Source organism: Gemmatimonas groenlandica (assembly GCF_013004105.1).
Taxonomy (GTDB): Bacteria; Gemmatimonadota; Gemmatimonadetes; order Gemmatimonadales; family Gemmatimonadaceae; genus Gemmatimonas; species Gemmatimonas groenlandica.
The window spans coordinates 2,653,964-2,672,007 of sequence record NZ_CP053085.1 but is presented as its reverse complement, the minus strand read 5'-3'; the positions used below and the strand labels follow the sequence as shown (position 1 = coordinate 2,672,007).

Annotated in this window: 11 protein-coding genes; 1 reads left to right on the top strand and 10 read right to left on the bottom strand. The window is 63.9% G+C overall.

The genetic code is table 11. The features are described 5' to 3' along the window. Positions 1–14: 14 nt before the first annotated feature. The 8 genes from HKW67_RS11285 to dnaE form a co-directional block, all read right to left on the bottom strand. Complete coding sequence (locus HKW67_RS11285) at positions 15–947, bottom strand: PilW family protein (RefSeq protein ID WP_171225482.1); 933 nt, start codon at positions 945–947, stop codon at positions 15–17. Beyond that, the gene (locus HKW67_RS11280) at positions 947–1,351 is read right to left on the bottom strand and encodes a type IV pilus modification PilV family protein (protein WP_171225481.1); all 405 of its coding nucleotides are present in this window, start codon (positions 1,349–1,351) and stop codon (positions 947–949) included. Before HKW67_RS11280 ends, HKW67_RS11285 begins: the two co-directional genes overlap by 1 nt. Beyond that, a complete protein-coding gene (locus tag HKW67_RS11275) occupies positions 1,348–1,926 on the bottom strand; it encodes a pilus assembly FimT family protein (RefSeq protein WP_171225480.1) in 579 nt (192 codons plus the stop codon). The genes HKW67_RS11280 and HKW67_RS11275 overlap by 4 nt, the downstream gene beginning before the upstream one ends. Continuing rightward, entirely contained in the window at positions 1,926–3,803 is a 1,878-nt protein-coding gene (locus HKW67_RS11270; protein WP_171225479.1) for a pilus assembly PilX N-terminal domain-containing protein, read from the bottom strand. Before HKW67_RS11270 ends, HKW67_RS11275 begins: the two co-directional genes overlap by 1 nt. Positions 3,804–3,965: 162 nt before the next feature. Next, entirely contained in the window at positions 3,966–5,519 is a 1,554-nt protein-coding gene (gene metG / locus HKW67_RS11265; RefSeq protein ID WP_171225478.1) for a methionine--tRNA ligase, read from the bottom strand. A gap of 7 nt (positions 5,520–5,526) precedes the next feature. Further along, a complete protein-coding gene (locus HKW67_RS11260; RefSeq protein WP_206044385.1) occupies positions 5,527–6,834 on the bottom strand; it encodes a PSP1 domain-containing protein in 1,308 nt (435 codons plus the stop codon). 10 nt (positions 6,835–6,844) lie between these two features. Beyond that, positions 6,845–7,813, bottom strand: a complete 969-nt coding sequence (locus HKW67_RS11255; protein ID WP_171225477.1) for an acetyl-CoA carboxylase carboxyltransferase subunit alpha — start codon at positions 7,811–7,813, stop codon at positions 6,845–6,847. A gap of 30 nt (positions 7,814–7,843) precedes the next feature. Continuing rightward, positions 7,844–11,347: a DNA polymerase III subunit alpha gene (dnaE, locus tag HKW67_RS11250; protein ID WP_171225476.1), complete on the bottom strand. Its 3,504-nt coding sequence runs from the start codon at positions 11,345–11,347 to the stop codon at positions 7,844–7,846. Positions 11,348–11,407: 60 nt separating this feature from the next. On the opposite strand from dnaE, the gene HKW67_RS11245 reads away from it, so the two are divergent. Next, positions 11,408–12,484, top strand: a complete 1,077-nt coding sequence (locus HKW67_RS11245) for an aminopeptidase (RefSeq protein ID WP_171225475.1) — start codon at positions 11,408–11,410, stop codon at positions 12,482–12,484. A 12-nt stretch (positions 12,485–12,496) separates the two neighbouring features. Here the strand turns inward: HKW67_RS11245 and HKW67_RS11240 are convergent, their stop codons facing one another. Both HKW67_RS11240 and HKW67_RS11235 read right to left on the bottom strand, forming a co-directional pair. Beyond that, positions 12,497–15,358, bottom strand: coding sequence for a M16 family metallopeptidase (locus tag HKW67_RS11240; RefSeq protein WP_171225474.1), 2,862 nt, complete (start codon positions 15,356–15,358; stop codon positions 12,497–12,499). 32 nt (positions 15,359–15,390) lie between these two features. Then, a complete protein-coding gene (locus HKW67_RS11235) occupies positions 15,391–17,490 on the bottom strand; it encodes an ATP-dependent helicase (protein WP_171225473.1) in 2,100 nt (699 codons plus the stop codon). Positions 17,491–18,044: the final 554 nt, after the last annotated feature.

The window sequence follows — 18,044 nt, the reverse complement described above, 5'->3', positions numbered from 1 at the left end:
GCACGGTCGCCCCGTTACATCCGGTTCTTCTCGTAGAGCAGATTGCGCGGGGCGACGCGCCACTCGTACCACCGATCCACCGGCTTTCCCTTGTTCACGGCAGGATCGCTGCGGTCACTGCGAATTTTCGCGCGGATGCGCACGCCGATCACGTCGTTTCCGTCATTGGTGGTGTCGGCATCGAGCCCGTCATAGGTGGGATGCTCGGCGCCTGACATGAACACGAGCCGACTCTGAAACACCTGCACGCCGGTCGCCACGACGTCGCCGTCAGGTGCACCGGTGGACGTGAGCCGTTCGGCGCGCATCAGTTGCTTCGTGGACGGCACTCGCCAGTACATCACGGCGTTCAGTCGTTGAATGGTCGTGCCCGATCGGGCCAGCAACAGATTGTCGAGCCCCGCCTCACGATTGACGAGTCGCGTGGCCGGCAGGAATTGAATGCGGAACACGTTGGCGGATTGATTCGCCACACTCGTGAGCAGCAACAGGCGCCGCGTCGTGCCTACCTGCAGTCGGACGAGATCACCCGCTTTGAGCGTGTACGCGCCGTTCACCTTCTTGAAGTCGATGCAGCTGACGCCGCAGGTGCCGCCCGGCGGGTAGTTCGGCAGCGTGTCGCCGTCATCGAAGATCGGGTACACGGGTGCTTCCTGCGGATCGAACGGCACCGACAGCACCGATACCGTGTCGCCGACGGAGCCCAGGGCCGAGAACACGGCGGTTCCGACCATCGAGATGCCCGCTTCCTGCACGTCGCGGGCGATGGAGAGACCGACGAATCGTGCGCCACGATCGACGTTTTCGCGCACGGTCCAGGATCGACGCGTCTGCCAGCTACTAAGCGAGAACGCTGTGGCTGACGCGATCACGACCATACCTATGGTCATGGAGATCAGCACTTCGGCCAAGGTGAAGCCGCGACGGGCGCGTGGTAATGTTCGCATTATTGCGCTCCGGAGAGTCCGTTGCCGCGGAACAGCAACGTGGTGAGCAACACAGGAGTTTGCGCGCGCGGGTAGTCCACCTTCACGTCGATCTTCACCAGATTCTGGCGCGTCACCGTGACGGTCATGGTGCGCACATACGGACCATCGGCCTCCGGTGTCCCTTCGGCGCCCAAACGAACCGCCGACTCCGTTTCCACGAGCCACGGGTCACGTGTGCGCACCTGTTCGAGATACGCCCGACCGATGGCAATCGCGTTGGTCCGGTTCTGGGCCAACGTCTGCAACTTGATGGTGCTTGCGTTCGCGCTCGCCAATGAAGACAGGCCGACCGCCAAGAGGATGATGGCGACGATCATCGAGACGAGCGTGAAGCCGCGCCGTACCTTTCGCGTCGGTGTCATTGCCAACCTCCATCCTGGTGATAGGTCCAGAAACGCACGTTCCCGGACGGCGTGATCTGCACCGCCACGACCGCGTACGGGTCGTTGTCGTTGGCCAGATACACCACGCCGCGTGCACCCATCGGCATGGTGAGTCCACGGGAGTCGAATTCGATCCGTGCATTGGTCAGTCCGATGCCGCCGGTGGTGGCATCATCGGGAATCCGGCCCGCCGAGCCCCGGCTGAACGACACGCGAATGGGGAGTTCGCGGATGCCGAAGCCGCGCAGCGCCTGCCACTCGGCGGCGCTTTCGGAAATGGTGCCGTCGCCGTCGTCGTCGAGATACCCACCGTACTTTCGCGTCGTGCCGTTGAACGCGACGCGCACCTGCTCGCGCGTAGACAGGGCGCGGGTACGAGCGATATCGATGTCCTGCGCCAGCTGAATGCCGGCCAGCTGAACTTCGGTCTTCTCGGAGATGCGGAACTTGGGCAGCATCACGGCCATCATGATGCCCACGATCATCACGACCGCGAGCAGCTCGATGATCGTGAAGCCGCGCCGTTCACGCCGTGCGTCTGTGCGGATTGACATCAGTACAGTGGCCGGAACGCGGTTTGCAACACGGTGCCGACGGACGGTGTGCCGGGCGGCAATCGTTCAGGGAAGCGGAAGTTCACGTCGAAGCTCCACGCACGGGTCGGCGCATCGTAGTACCCACCGCTGGGCGCTCCCGAACTACCGGGATTGGTAGAGTTGCCCCAGAGTCCGAAGGCGAAGCGACTCTGATAAAGCGAGACGAGTGAGCCGGTGTAGCGGAAGGTGACGCCACTCCAGTTCTCGAGGAACCGTGGCAAGTTCTCGAGGCCACCACCATACGCTGGCAACGTGCATCCGGCGCGCGCGTAGTCGCACGTAGTGGGCGAATGTCCCACCAACAAGGCCGCGTTCACCGTGGCCGGACGCGCCACGCGCTTGGCGTAGTTGGTTTGCAGGGTATCGCACCATCCCGTCTGTCCGCTCTGGCCGCAACCGCTCGCCGTCGGCGATGCCGTCAACGTCATGGCCGGATTCGGCGGATTCGAGAGGAACGTGATCGCGTCACTCATGATGGCCGCGGGGCGCCAGATGATGGTGTTGTAGTCGCCCAGCACATACATCGGGCGCTCGGTCACCATCGACAATCCACCGGTGTCGGCGGCGACGCCGGGCTTCGGGAGCTGCGCCCCCTGACGAAGCCGGACGGCGACGTAGTCCTTGTTGGTGTTGCCACCGACGTTGACGAAGTTCACGTAGATGATGCGCGGTGCGCGCGCCGCCTTCGAAGCGTCGCTCCAGATGCGCAGCGAGTCCATGTTGATGTCAAGTAGGTCGGGACGCAGGTCCTCGCGTCCTTCGTAGAACGCGTTGCGCCGCAGCTTGAAGATCTTGGCGCACGACGCGGCATCGGGAACCTGCAGACCGCCGCTGCGCTCGTGGGTCATGTACGTCGTGCACAGTGAGGCATTCATCGTGGCGGCATTGGCGATGTCGAACACCGCCGCGTTCACCGTGATGTACCAGTCGGCCTTCCAGGCCATCTTCACATCCTGCACCATCGGACTGTCGCCGGCACTGCGCGGTTGCACGAGCGTGACGGGGGCTACGTTCGCCGGCAGCGGTAGCTTCAGCGGGCGTACACCATGCGCCTTCGACATCAGGCGCCCGTTGAAGCGTACTTCACTGCGGGTCTTGAATGCCGGCTCGGACAGACTGCGCGAGTCGAAGTCGAGCTGCACGGCGGTACCCGCGGCATTGTTGATTCGCACGCCACTGAGTCGATCGTTCGCGTTCTTCCGATTCCAGAACACGCTGTCGGGTGTCGTGAGATTGCTCTGGAACGTGGCACTCGCCGACGAGAGATACAGGTTGCCGTTGGTGTGCACCCAACCCGCAAAGGTCATCGGTGCGCCCGGCAGGATCTCGAGGTCGTCCTCGTAGAACACGCCGAACTGAAAGAGCGGAATCGTCTGGGCATTCACCGACAACACGGCAGTGGCCTTGTTGCCGGACGTGTCGCGAGCCGTGACGGTGATGTCGATCGGCTGGTTCAGGGAGTACAGCCCGGCGAACGGACCGGCCGTAATGGTCCTCGACTCAGGAGTGCCTGTCGTCGACGTGCTCTGCGTCATGCGAAAGCCGGTGATCTCCGGCTTCGTGATCGACGCGATATCCTCGCCGTTGATGATGCCGTCCTGCATCGCCGCGTCGAGTTGCGACATGATGTCGTCGGCGCCGCCCTCAGCCGCGTACGAGGCGCGGGCACCCCGATAGTCGGCGTTCGAGGTGCGAGCGATCGTCGTCACTGCCGACAACCCGGCCAGGACGATGATGGAGAACATCACGAGTATGAGCAGCACCACCTCGAGGGCAAAGCCTCGACGAGGGCGGAGCGCTGGCAGCCGCGGCTGCGAGAATCGATGGGTCGTCATGGCACTTCCTCTGGCTTAGGATCGGTACGCCAGATGAAGTACGATTAATCCATCATGAAAGTAATTTCACAAATGGTGGCATTTCGAACACCGAACGAGAAGTCTCGATTCCTGTGACGACCCGACGCGAGGCGATAACTAAAACGCCGCTGGTGTGACGGTCTACTTGGCCGGCGGAGCCGTTGGCGGTGCGGGGCGCGGGAAGACGCCTTCTCCCTTTTGCACCCGCCAGCCGGCCGGTTCGAGCTCGGCCAGCGCGTCAATCCGCTGAGCGGCGACCGTCCCCGGAGCCCCGAGCTGCGTCCACACGGCTTCGACTTTCGTGGGCATGAACGGCGCGAGCAGCACGGTCTGCCGTGCAATTCGACGAATGAGCGAGGCGAGGATCTGCTCGAGTTCCGCCGTACGCGCCGCCTCTTTGGCAACGGCCCAAGGCGTGGTCGCGGCGGTGTACTCATTCGCGCGCGCCGTCATCCGCGAGACGGCCGCCAGTCCCTCGTGCAGCAGCCAGCCGCGCGAGCCGTTCATTCCGGCGTGGTAGGCGGCGACGTCGGCGTCGTCGTCCAGCTCCGCGTCGGGGCGCGCCGCAGCGGGTACGACGCCGTCGAAGTACTTCTCGACCATCGCGATGGCGCGGCTGGCCAGATTGCCGAACGCATTGGCGAGATCGCTCGTGTAGCGCTCTTCGAAGCGCTCCCAGGAGAAGTTGCCGTCGCTGTCGAAGGGCACTTCGCGCAGCAGCACATAGCGGAACGCATCGGCCCCGTAGCGGTCGATCGCTTCGCCGAGATCGAGCTTCACGCCCGCACTCTTGGAGAAGCGTTCGCCGCCCAACTGTACGAACCCGTGCGCCCACACCTGCTTCGGTAACGGCAGTCCCGCCGCCTCGAGCATGGCCGGCCAGATCACGACGTGAAAGCGCGTGATGTCCTTGCCGATGATGTGCAGGTCGGCGGGCCAGCGCGCTTCGTAGCCGGCATCCGGGAAGCCGGTGCCCGTGAGGTAGTTCGGCAAGGCGTCGAACCACACATACGTGCCCTGTGTTTCACCGTTCGAGAGCACGAGCGGGAACGGCACGGCCCAGTCGAGGCGGGCACGTGAGGCCGAGATGTCGTCGAGGCCCTGCGCCAGCAATCCGAGGATCTCGTTACGACGGCTCTCGGGCTCGATGAACGACGGATTCGTCGCCAGTAGGTTCTGCAGGAAGCCCTGATACTTCGAGAGGCGGAAGAACCAGTTGCGTTCTTCCACTTCCTCGAGCGTTCGCGTGGGATGCAGGACGCACTTTCCTTCGACGATATCCGCGTCCTGCTTGAACGCTTCACACCCGACGCAGTACATGCCGGTGTACGAGCGCTCGTAGAAGTCATCCGGATTGCGTTCGGCGATCATGCGGATGAGCGCCTGCACACCGGTCTTGTGATGGGACTCCGTGGTGCGGATGAACTGATCGTACGAAATGCCAAGCTTGGACCAGATCGCCTGAAAGCGCGCCGCGATTTCATCGGTAAAGGCTTGCGGCGCGACGCCATCCTTCGCCGCGGTCTGCTGCACCTTCTGCCCGTGCTCATCCATGCCGATCAACAGATGCACGTCGTCACCGCACTGGCGACGATAGCGCGCGATGACATCGGCGCCGATCTTCTCCAGAGCGTGGCCAAGGTGCGGATCGCCATTCGCGTAATCGATGGCGGTGGTCAGATAGAATCGCGGCACGTCCGGCTTACTCCTCGTTGTCATCGCCATCGTCGGCGTCGTCACCGCCATCGGGCGGCATGGGTGATCCGTCCGCCTCGGACTGGCGGCGCTGTTCCGCGGCTCTGAGTCGACGGCCACCACGACGACCACGCCGCCGCTTGCGACGGGTCGCGTCGCCCGCGGCGTCGGCGCTTTCGGCGTCGGACGTGTCCGACGTGTCCGACGTGTCGGTTGACGCAGCGATCGCTGGCTCGTCCGACACCGGCGTGATCACCTCGACGTCGACTTCGAATTCGGCTACGAACTCGGCTACGGGCACGACCACCTGCACGACCACGGGCTCGGGCACGAACACGCGCTCCGGCGTGATCACCGCGATCGATGCAGCGAGCGGCGCAATCTCCGTCTCGACCGTGTCGAGCATCGCATGCAACGCCGCATCGACTGGATACTCGGCCGTATGCGACGGCACGTCATCATGCGCATGATCGGTCGGCTGATCGAGCCCTTCCAACTCGCTCCGCAGATCGGCCAAGGCAATCACCCGACTGTCGCCTTCGGCTGTACGCAGCGTGATGCGCTCGTTGAAGATGTCGCACGCGATCACCTTTTCCTCACCCAGCGACGTCGTGAGGATCTTCCCTTCCTTCGGGAATTTGCGGCGGCTCAGCACGTAGAACTCGTGCTCGTAGCGCAGGCAGCACATCAGTCGCCCGCAGGCACCGGAGATCTGCTGCGGGTTGAGCGAGAGCTTCTGATCTTTCGCCACGCCAAGGTTCACGGGGCGCAGGTCGGGCAGCCACGACGCTGAGCAGTACTCGCGACCACATCGTCCGACACCGGAGAGGCGCTTAGCCTCATCGCGCACGCCGATCTGCTTCAGTTCGATGCGCGTGCGGAACAGCGCGGCGAGATCGCGCACGAGGCCACGAAAGTCGACGCGACGCTCGGCCGTAAAGAAGATCGTGAGCTTGCGCCGATCCCACTGCCACTCGGCGTCGGTGAGCTTCATCACGAGGTGGTTCGCCTTCACGCGCTCCATCGACTTGCGACGCGCGTCCTCGTTCTCGGCGGTCAGTTCACGGTCGAGTTGCTCGTCCGCTTTCGTGGCGAGCCGGAGCGCGGCCCGTGGCGGCGGAGTGGTGCCGCAGCCGTGCGCACAACCGTTGCAGCGGACCTCGGCCAGCTCACCGGTGGAGTGTACACGACCAAAATCCTCACCACGGTCAGCCTCGACGATCACCCCCGCCTTGAGTGGGGGTGCCGTCTCGCCTGTCCAGCTGAAGAATTCCTTCCGGTTGCCGCGGAACGCGACTTCGATCAGATGCGCCACGGCGTGAAAGCTACTCGGTGAACTGCCCCATGCGCAGGAACTTCTCACGTCGGCGACGCACGAGCTTGTCCGGCTTCAGCCGGCGCAGCTCTTCGAGGTTCCGCACGAGGCTGTCGCGAAGGTTGTTGGCGGTCGTGGCGTGGTCCGAATGGGCGCCGCCCACCGGCTCGGGGACGATCTCGTCGATCACCCGCAGTTCGATGAGGTCGGGGGCGGTGACTCGCAGCGCCGTGGCCGCTTTCTCCCGCATTTCCGGGCTCTTGCCGTCCTTCCAGAGAATGGCCGCGCACCCTTCCACGGAAATCGTGGAGTACACGGAATTCTCGAGCATCAGCACGCGATCGGCCACGCCGAGTGCCAGCGCACCGCCCGAGCCGCCTTCGCCGATCACGGTGGCGATGATGGGGACCTGCAGGTTGCTCATCTCGAGCAGGTTGCGGGCAATCGCTTCGCTCTGCCCTCGCTCCTCAGCACCAAGGCCAGGCCAGGCGCCCGGCGTATCGATGAAGGTGAGTACCGGCACCTGGAATTTCTCGGCGAGCTTCATGAGCCGCAGCGCCTTGCGATAGCCTTCCGGATGTGGCATGCCGAAGTTACGACGCAGATTCTCCTTCGTGTCGCGGCCGCGCTCATGCCCGATCAGCATCACGGTCTCGCCCTCGAGACGCGCCCAGCCCGCGAGGATCGCCGCGTCTTCGCGGAAAAGCCGATCGCCGTGGAGCTCGAGGAAGTCGGTGAAGGCGAGCTTGATGTAGTCCGACGTGAAGGGACGGCGCGAGATACGAGCCACCTGCACGCGCTGCAACGGCGTCAGCTTCTGATAAATCTCGACGCGCAGCTCGCTGAGCTTCTTCTGCAGCGGCTCCAGCTCCTGCGTGACGTTGAGCGAACTGTCGGACGCGAGTCGCTTCAGCTCCTCGATCTGCTTTTCGAGCTCCGCCAGAGGACGCTCGAACTCGAGAACCGGGGCAGCAGCCATGACAATCCTGGAAAAGGGACGCCGCGCTCGTTAGCTGCCGGCACGCACGAGGCGCACACGATCAGCGCCGAGCAGCGCGCGAAGATCGGATAAGATGGCGGGCGACGCCGCCACGGTAAGCGATTTCGACCGGAAGCGAATGGTTCGTCCGGTTCCATCGTCCCACCGCAGTTCGAGCGGAGCCGAGCCTTCGTGTGCCTCGACACTCGCCCGCACGTCGTCCATCACACCGGGAGCCAGATCCAGCTCCCGACTCAGGTCGATTGCAACGGCCAGCTCACCGTTGGCCCGCACTTCAGCGAAGCGCGTGACCGTGTCGACGATGAACGTGGCATTCTCGACGCCCTGATCCTTCCGCGAATAACCACCCTTGAGCAGCAGCGGTACATCGGGCCGGACACGTTCGGCGATCACCGCCCACGCCTCCGGGAAGACCAGCACTTCGGAAGATCCGGAAAAATCCTCTACTGTCAACCGGGCGAACTCCGCGCCCGACCGTTTGGAAATCTGCTTCTTGATCGCCGTGATCACCACACCGATCGTGACCGCGTCACCCGTCCAGTTGCCCAACTGCGCCACCGTGCTGCTGGCGAAGAGTTCGCACTCTGTTCGGTACGGCTCGAGCGGATGACCGGAAATGTAGAATCCCAGCAGCTCTTTCTCGCGCGTGAGCCGCTCGCTTTCGCTCCACACCGGGACCGACGGGAGCGGTGGCGGTGCGCCGCCATTGCTCGATCCCGACGTCTCTTCAGTGTCACCACCCAGCAGATCGCCGAAGAGAGAGACCTGTCCCTTGGCGGCCTCTTCCTGCCGAAGCGACGCCTCGTTGATGGCGTGGTCGAGTGCCGCCAACAGCTGCGCCCGGTGTCCGCCCAATCCATCGCATGCGCCCGCCGCGATCAGCGCTTCGAACACCCGCTTGTTGCAGACGCGAAGATCAACCCGCGAGCAGAGATCGTACAGTGACGTGAACGGACCTTCATTTCTCGCCGCGATCAGCGAGTCGATCGCGCCGCGGCCCACGTTCCGGATGGCGCCGAGACCGAAGCGCACTCGCTTGTCCCCCACCACCGTGAAGCGCCAGCCCGACTCGTTGACGTCGGGCGCGAGCACCTCGATCTGCATTTCGCGCGCTTCGGCGATGTACTTGATGACTTCTTCGGTCTTCCCGATGTTCGACGACAACAACGCGGCCATGAACTCGGCCGGGTGATGCGCCTTCAGGAAGGCCGTGTGGTACGCGACCACCGAGTACGCCACCGAGTGCGACTTGTTGAAGCCGTAGCGGCCGAACGTTTCGATCTGGCCTGAGAGCTCGTCGATGATCTTCGGGTCGTAGCCCTTCGCGACGGCCTTCGTGACGAACTTGCCGAGCTCCTTCTTGATCAGCTCGGAGTCCTTCTTACCTACGGCCTTTCGCAGCACGTCCGCTTCGGCCAGCGAGATGCCCGCGAGCACCTGCGCCAGACGCATCACCTGCTCCTGATAGGTGATGACGCCGTAGGTGTTCGAGAGAATCGGTTCCAGCTCGGGCAGCGCGTACACCGTGGGCTCTTCGCCGCGCTTTCGCCGGATGTACACGTTGTGCATGCCGGCATCGAGCGGACCCGGGCGCAGCAGGGCGTTCGACGCCACCAAGTCGTCGAAGCGGTCGCAGCGCATGCGCTTGAGCACGTCGGTGGCGAGCGGCGATTCGAACTGAAACACGCCGCCGGTGCGACCGGCGCGCAGCAACTGATACGTTTTCTCGTCGGTGAAGCCACGCTCTTCAAGCACGACACTCACGCCACTGCGCTGCTTGATGCTGGCCAGTGTATCGCTGATCACCGTCAGCGTGGTAAGCCCGAGGAAGTCCATCTTGAGCATGCCCGCCTTTTCCAGCGCGTTCATGTCGTACTGCGTCACGATCACCCGCTCGTCGTCGCCGGCGCCGGAACCCTTCGATGCCTGCGTGCAGATCGGCACGAATTCATCGAGTGGGCCCGGCGCGATCACCACGCCGGCCGCATGCACGCCGGTGTGTCGCGAGAGGCCTTCCAGCGAAATCGCAAAGTCGAGCAGCTGCTTGTAGCGTGGTTCGTTCTGGTAGAACGCCTTCACCTCCGGCACCTGCTCGATCGCTTCCTTCACGGTCAGCGAAAAGTTCGGCGCGTTCGGAATCAGCTTCGCCAGCGCGTCCGTTTCGCCGGGCGTGAAGCCGAGGGTGCGCCCTACGTCTTTCACGGCGGCGCGCGACTTCATCGTCCCGAACGTGACGATCTGCCCGACCGAATCCTTGCCGTACTTCTGCCGCACGTACTCGATCACTTCGCCGCGTCGCTCGAAACAGAAGTCGACGTCCACGTCGGGCATCGAGACGCGTTCGGGATTCAGGAAGCGTTCGAAGAGCAGGTCGAATTCGAGCGGACAGACGTCGGTAATGCGTGTCGAATAGGCCACGAGCGATCCGGCCGCCGAGCCTCGTCCCGGTCCCACCGGGATGCCGCGGTCACGCGCCGCCTTGATGAAGTCGGCGGTGATCAGGAAGTAGCCGGCGTAGCCCGTCTTCGTGATGACGCCGAGTTCGTAGTCGAGGCGCTCCTGCACGTTGGCCGGCAGCGGATCGCCGTACCGTTCCTTCGCGCCATCGGTGGAGAGGCGCACGAGGTACTCGTTCTCGGTCTCGACGCCGGGAGGCAGCGGGAACGACGGCACGTAGTACTTCTTCGCGAACTGCACGTCTACCGAATCCGCGATGGCCAGCGTATTCGTGAGCACATCTTCGCGGCCCGGGAAGAACGGGCGGATCTCGTTGGGCGGCTTGAAGTACAACCCGTCGTCGTACTTCATGCGATCGCGGTCGTTGCGATCCTTGCCAAGGCCGATGCACAACAGCACGTCGTGCGCGTCGTGATCCTCGTGCTTCAGGAAGTGCGCGTCGTTCGTGGCAATGACGGGAAGCCCCAGCTCGTCACCCAGCGACAGGATCTTGGCGTTGAGCTTGGCCTGTCCTTCGCTGGTGTGCGCCTGGACTTCGAGGTAGTAGCGGTCCTTGAACAGCTCGGCATACCACGCGGCGGCTTCACGCGCCGCCTCCATGCGGTCGTCCATGAGGTGACCGGCCACTTCACCGGCCAGACACGCTGAGGAGACAATCAGCCCCTCGGAGTACTGGGCCAGCAATTCGCGGTCGATTCGCGGCTTCGTGTAGAAGCCTTCGGTGTACCCCAACGACGACAGCTTGACCAGATTCTTGTAGCCAACGAGATCACGGGCTAGCAGGACCAGGTGATAGTACGGCTTCTGACCCGGCCCCGGGCGTCCGCGTGTGCGGCGGTCACCCGGCGCCACATACGCTTCCATCCCCATGATGGGCTTCACGCCCGCCTTGCGCGCTTTCTCCTGGAAATCCCAGGCAGCATGCATGTTACCGTGATCGGTGATCGCCAGCGCAGGCATTTCGTAATGCTGTGCGCGTTTGATCAGATCATCGATACGATTCGCGCCGTCGAGGAGCGAATACTCGGAGTGGCAGTGCAGATGAACGAACGACATGGACCGAGAATGATAGCCGAGCAGGGCGACGAGCAACACGGGATTGACAACCGCAGTCGGATGCCGCAGCGACGGAAGCCGCACGGCCGGATCTCGTGGCGATCACTGCGCCGCATCTCCGGTGCGACCGCCGTGCTGCTGGCCGTCGTTCTCGGTATTACCCCCACCGGGTGCTACATCTCCCGCGCGGCCTATGAGGAAGCGCGGATCTTGTCGAGGCGCCAGCCCATCGCGCGCCTGGTGGCCGATTCCGCCACCGATCCCGTGCTGCGCGCGAAGCTCAGTCTGGTGGAGGAGGCGCGTCGCTTCGCCATCGACTCGCTCGATTTAAAGGCCGGCAAGAGCTTCACCGCCTATTCGCGGCTTGACCGCGACACGCTGGTGCTGGTCGTTTCCGCGGCCTACCGCGACCGGCTCGAGCGAAAGACCTGGTGGTTCCCAGTCGTCGGACGCTTTCCGTACAAGGGCTTCTTCGATTTTCCGGGCGCGCTTCGCACCGCCGAATCGCTGCGCGCCGAGGGCTTCGACGTGACGGTCGGACCGTCATCGGCCTTCAGCACCCTTGGCTGGTTCAATGATCCGCTCGTGAGCACCACCGTGAAAGCCGATTCGGTGACGCTCGTCAATACGATCATTCATGAATTGCTCCACAACACGTTCTTCGCCAAGGGAGCCGTGTCGTTCAACGAGTCCTTTGCCACGTTTGTGGGCGGCCGCGGCGTCGAGCACTTTTTCCGGGCGCGCGGCGATTCGGCGTCACTGCGTCGCGCGGAAGACGAGTGGCACGACGATCTGTTGCTGGGCGCGTTTTGGGAGCGTACCTCGAACGAGATCGAGCAGGTCTTCGCCTCGCTGCCCGATTCAGCGAGCACGCAGCGGATCGCCGCCCGCGACCTCGTGTACGCGCGCGCGCGCACCCGTCTCGTGGACAGCATCGGGCCGCAGCTTCGCACCTATCCCGACGGTTGGTCGCAGAAGGTGAAGCTCAACAACGCGGTGCTCCTCTCGCGCCGCGTGTACGCCGAGCGCCTCGATCGGTTCGACTCGGTGTATGTCGCCGAGGGGCGAGACTTGAAGCGGGCGATTCAGCGCATCATTGCGACCCACAAGGATTCCGTGAGTCGCAACGATCGCTGAGGCGAGTTCTCGTTACTTGCTCTCGGGGAGCAGCACGAACCGCGCACGGTTCGCTTCCGTGAGATACTTCTTGGCCGCGGCGGCCAGCTTCTCGGCGGTCAGGCTGGCGATCATCGGATCTTCGTTGCCGATGGTGCCAAGATCGTCACCGTTCTCGAGTCGCGCGCGGATGGTGCTGAGCCAGTAGCCATTCTGCTTGCGCGCCAGCTCGAGCTCACGACGCTGCTGCTCGCGCACCCGTTCCACTTCCGCCGCACTCGGCGGCACACGACGCAGCGAATCGAGCTCCTGCTTCACGGCGGCGAACATCGATTCCGCTTTGTCCGGTGCCGAACCGTACCCGATCACGAGCTGCCATTCCTGTCGCGGGTTGCGCGAGAACTGCGCACTGACCGACACCGAATAGGTGCCGCCCAGTGATTCGCGCAAACGGTCCAACAGGCGCATCTCGAGCACTTCGCCGACCGACGACAGCAGATACGAGTCTTCGCGGCTCCACGGGGCCGCGCCGGCCATCAGGATGGCCGTCTGGCTCTGTGGCGCGATGCCTTTGCGCACCGTCTTGTCGATCTGTCCGCTGAACAGCTTGGGGCCGACATCCTTGAACGTCTCCTTGCGACCCGCGGCCGGCAGCGGCGCGAGCCACTGTTCGACCAAGGGCTTCAACACCGCCAGATCCACGTTGCCGACGAAGAGGAACGTGAAGTCCCCCAGATCGGCAAAGCGATCGCGGTAAATCGCCATCATCTCGTCGAGGTTGAGCTCCTTGAGCATCTCAGCCGAGAGCGGGCGTACACGGGGATGTCCGCCGGCCAGCGTCATCTGCACCGTGTCGCTGAACACCGCGGCCGGATTCGCATCCTTGTTCTTGAGCACCTGATCGAACTGCTGCAGCAGCGCCTTGAACGCCGACGTATCCGCGCGCGGCGAGGTGAGTCGCAGCCAGGTGAGCTGCATCATCGTTTCGAGATCCTTCGGTGAGGCGCGCCCGCTCACCCCTTCGCTGAGATCCGAAATCACGGCCGATGCCGACGCGACCTTGCCGGTGAGCTTCTTGTTCAAATCGATGATCGAGTAGTCGCCGACGCCACCGCGCTCGATCACCGTAGTCGCCAACGACGTCTTGAACACGTCCTTGTCGGCCACGAGACTGGCACCACCCGGGCTCCACCCCGTCATCACGATCTGATCGGCCGTGAAGTCGGTGGGCTTCACGAACACCTTGATGCCGTTCGACAACGTCCATTCCGTGAGATTGAGCGCTTCGGTTCTCTTCTCGCTCACCACCCGTCCAACGGCGGGCGCCCTGGCCACCAGCGCGCCGGCCGTGACCGTTTCCACCCACGGCGCAATCGTGGCCGCATTCACCTTGCCGAACACCGCGCGGATGTCGGCGTCGGAGGGCACCTTGAGACCGTCTTTCTCGGGCAGGCTCACGGTGACCACGCGATTCGCTTCACCAACCCGTCCGGCACCAAGCGCGTTCACTTCCGCGACGGTGACCGTGGGCAGCAGTTTCTGCATCGCGGCGTACTCGAAGGCGATGCCGGGAATCGCTTCGCCCTGCAGGAAATTGTTGATATACTCGTCGACGAATGCGCCCGATGGTGTCTTGTCGCGTTCCTGATAGGCGCGCTCGTAGCCACGCAGCGTATTCGTCTTGGCGCGATCGAGCTCGGCGGCCAGGAATCCATGACGACGCACGCGCTCCGCTTCGGTCAGCAGCGCCTGCAACGACTCCATGAGCTGCCCTTCCTTCGCCCGTGCGTCGAGCGAGTAGTACTCGCTGCTGCGCACGAAGCTGCCGCCGCCAGCGCCCGCGCCAACGAATGGCGTCTCGGGCTTGAGTGCGAGCTCACTGAACCGCTGATTCAACATCTGATTGTACAGACGCTCCAGGAGATCCTGTCGAAGGTCGCCCACGGTGCGGGTCGTGCGCCCCTTGCTCTTCCACAGCACGCCGACCGACGAGCCGCTGAGTTCCTTGTCGGTGGCAATCGAGATCAGCGTTGAGTCGTGCGTAGGCACGGCCGCGATCGTGCGCGCGCGGGCCCCCTTCCGCGGGGCAATGCCGCCGAACGTGGAGCGAATCAATGCTTCGAGTTTCTTCGGGTCGGCATCACCGACCGCCACGACCGCCATGAGGTCGGGACGGTACCAGTCGCGCCAGAAGCGCTTGAGCGGTGCCGGGTTCGCCTTCTCGAGAATGTCGGGCTTGCCGATGGGCAGTCGTTCGGCGTAGCGCGAGCCGCGGAAGATCACCGGAAACTGCTTGTCGCGCAGCCGCTCACCGGCACCGAGGCCATTGCGCCACTCCGACAACACGACGCCGCGTTCGGCCACGACTTCCGTAGAGTCGAACAGAATGCCGGTCGCGACGTCACCCAGGAAGCGGAAGCTCTTTTCGAGAATGCCGGCGCTGTCCGTGGGTACGGGCAGGATGTACACCGTTTCGTCGAAGCTCGTGAAGGCATTCAGGTCGGCGCCGAAGCGCACGCCGATCGACTCGAGGTATTTCACGATGTCGTTCTTCGCGAAAGACTTCGTGCCGTTGAAGGCCATGTGCTCGATGAAGTGCGCCAGGCCCCGCTGGTCTTCGTCTTCCAGAATGGATCCGGCATTCACCACCAGACGCAATTCCGCGCGCTGTTCCGGCTTGGCGTTGCGTCGGATGTAATAGCGGATGCCATTGGGCAGCGTGCCGATTTTGACGGACGCATCGACCGGCAACGCCGACGACAAGGCAAACGAGTCGACCGGAGCTTTTGCTGCCGGCTTGGTCGCCGGTTTGGTCGCGGTGCTCTGGGCACCGGCGGTCGTGGCGGTCGTGATGGCGACGAGCGCGGCGACCGAGAGATTGCGGAAGAAACTCAATGGATCCTCGTCAAGGTGAAGTGCGCTGGAACTTACTCGCTGGGGAAGCGACCACGCAGCAGGGCGCGCAAATCGAGCGGTGGCGCGTCGCCGCGCAGGGCGGGTAGGGCGGGGGGCATCTCCTCTCCAACGGTCACCCGTTGCATCGAGGAGCGTACCCCGGGGTCGAGAAAACGGGACAGCTGACTGTAGGCGAAATCGGCGCCGGTGCGCGTGGCATAACTGTGCAACGGGTACGTCACGAAGAGTTGATCCCGCGCGCGCGTCATCGCCACGTACAGCAGGCGACGCTCTTCGTCGATCTGCGCATCGTCATTGGCCGACCGCGCCATCGGGAACACGCCGTCGGACGCGTGAATCACGAACACGGCATCCCACTCCTTGCCCTTGGCCGAGTGCGCCGTGGACAGAATCAGGGCGTCGTCTTCATCGGTGCTGCCTACGGCAAGATCCTGGGTGTTCGACGGTGGCTCGAGCGCCAAGGCCGAGAGGAACGTGCTGCGATCGGGGTAGCCGGCCGCGATGACTTCGAGCTGGTCGAGATCGGCCATGCGCGGCGGGGCATCGTCGTAGGTGCCCTGCAGGATCGGATCGTACAGATGACGGCACAGCCGGATGGTTTCGGCCGGGGAATGCGGAGTGTTGCTGCGTTCCACGCGACGCATACCATCGAGGAGCGCGGCCAATGCCTGCAGCGCCGGCCGCGCGCGCGACGGGGCCTTGGTCGCACCGAGCGCCATGGGTTCCCAGCCGTGCTGCGCCAGCAGGTCGATCGCCGCGCGCGCCGTGGCATCGCCCACGCCGGGAAGCAGGCGGAGCAGACGATACCAACTCACTTCGTCGAGCGGATTCTCCAGCACGCGCAGGAACGCAAGGATGTCCTTGATGTGCGCGGCTTCGAGGAACTTGAGGCCGCCCCACTTCTCGTACGGTATTCGCCGGTTGGCGAGCTCGATTTCGAGATCCGCCGACAGATAGCCCGCGCGAAAGAGGACCGCCATTTCGCGCAGGGGGATTCCTTCTTCGTGCAGCTCGAGCAGCCGGTCGACCACGAACGCGGTTTGCGCGTGTTCATCCTTCACCGTGACCAGCCAGGGCGGCTCGCCGCCGGTGCGCTCGGTCCAGAGATGCTTCGAGTAGCGCTCACGGCTGCGTGAGATGAGGGCGTTCGTGGTATCGAGAATCGGACTCGTCGAGCGATAGTTGCGCTCGAGCGTGACGATGTGCGTGCCTGGGAACTGGTGCGGAAAGTCGAGGATGTTGCGGATCGTGGCGCCGCGGAACGCATAGATACTCTGCGCGTCGTCACCGACGACAGTGATCTTGCCGTTGGTGCAGAGCGCGCGGAGGATGCGCGACTGCAGCGGATTCGTGTCCTGATACTCATCGACCAGCACGTGATCGTAGAGCGCGCGAATCTGCTCGGCGATGGGCGGTGCCTGCTCGAGTAGCAGCGCCCAGGAGAGCAGGAGGTCGTCGTAGTCGAGCAGATTGCGCTCGGCTTTGCGCTTCACGTAGTCGCCGAACAGCCGCTCGATATCGCCGGTCCAGGCGAGGAAGTGCGGCCACTGTTCGCCGAGCAGATCGACGATGGGGCGCTCGGTATTGACGTGTCGCGAGTAGATCGACTGCAGCGTTTCGGCGCGCGGGAAGCGCGGCGCGGAGCGCGGCGCGTTCTTGAGATCGGCGTAGCCAAGGGCGGCCCGCGAGATTCCCATCAGATCCGAGGCGTCGGCCTGATCGAGGATCGTGAAGTCGGCCGGGAGGCCGGCGGATGGCCCGAAGCGGCGCAGGAGGCGATGGGCGACGCCGTGAAAGGTGCCGCCGTGCACCTGGTGCGACGCCGAGCCGACCAATCGCTCACAGCGCCCCAGCATTTCCTGCGAGGCGCGCCGGGTGAAGGTGAGCAGCAGAATGCGGCCGGCGGGTACCCCTCGACCTATAAGGTGGGCGACCCGGTGAATCAGGGTGCGGGTTTTCCCGGAGCCGGCCCCGGCGACGATGAGGAGGGGGGTGTCGCCGTGGCTGGCGGCGGCGGCCTGGGCCGCATTGAGGGCGGGACCTTCCGCTGAGAGCGCGGGCGGGAGGACCACCCGGGTAGCGGGGACGTGGATCCGGGGGGGCTCGGCCATGCCGTAGTATAGACGCAAGTGGCTGTGGCTGCCGAGGATGTGACGTTTGTGCCGTCGGGGCCGTCCAATTCCTGGTATCACAGAATTCGGAAGGAGAGGGGTGGCGTGACGAGTCCGGTAGTGTGGATAACTGGCGCTTTTCGGTCTTAGGTCACAGGATTGTGACAGCGGTCGCGAAAAGCCGGGTGATTCTCCTTCTTGACTAGTGTGGCAGATCACCCCTAGCTTTGGCACTTGATGATGGCGGGAGAAGTGTGCGTGTCAGCCTTCGGGAGGACAGCGCGCATTTTCCTGCCGAAGTGCGTCAGGTTATGTGTGTATGAAAACGTGTGAGCGATCGCACGTGCAGGAGTCACGAGGAACCGACGCTTGGGTTGGCGACGCGTGATGCAGGGCCCGCAGGTCAGCAGTTCGGTTCTTCGGGCATCATGGTTTTCGCACGACAGGAAGTTGATTCGGCCGCTCCCCGAGCCAAGTCCTGCTCCTCTGCGAGAAGCGCATGATGAAGCGCATGCCAAAGCGGCGAGCGCTTGCCATCGCAAGACGTTGTGGAT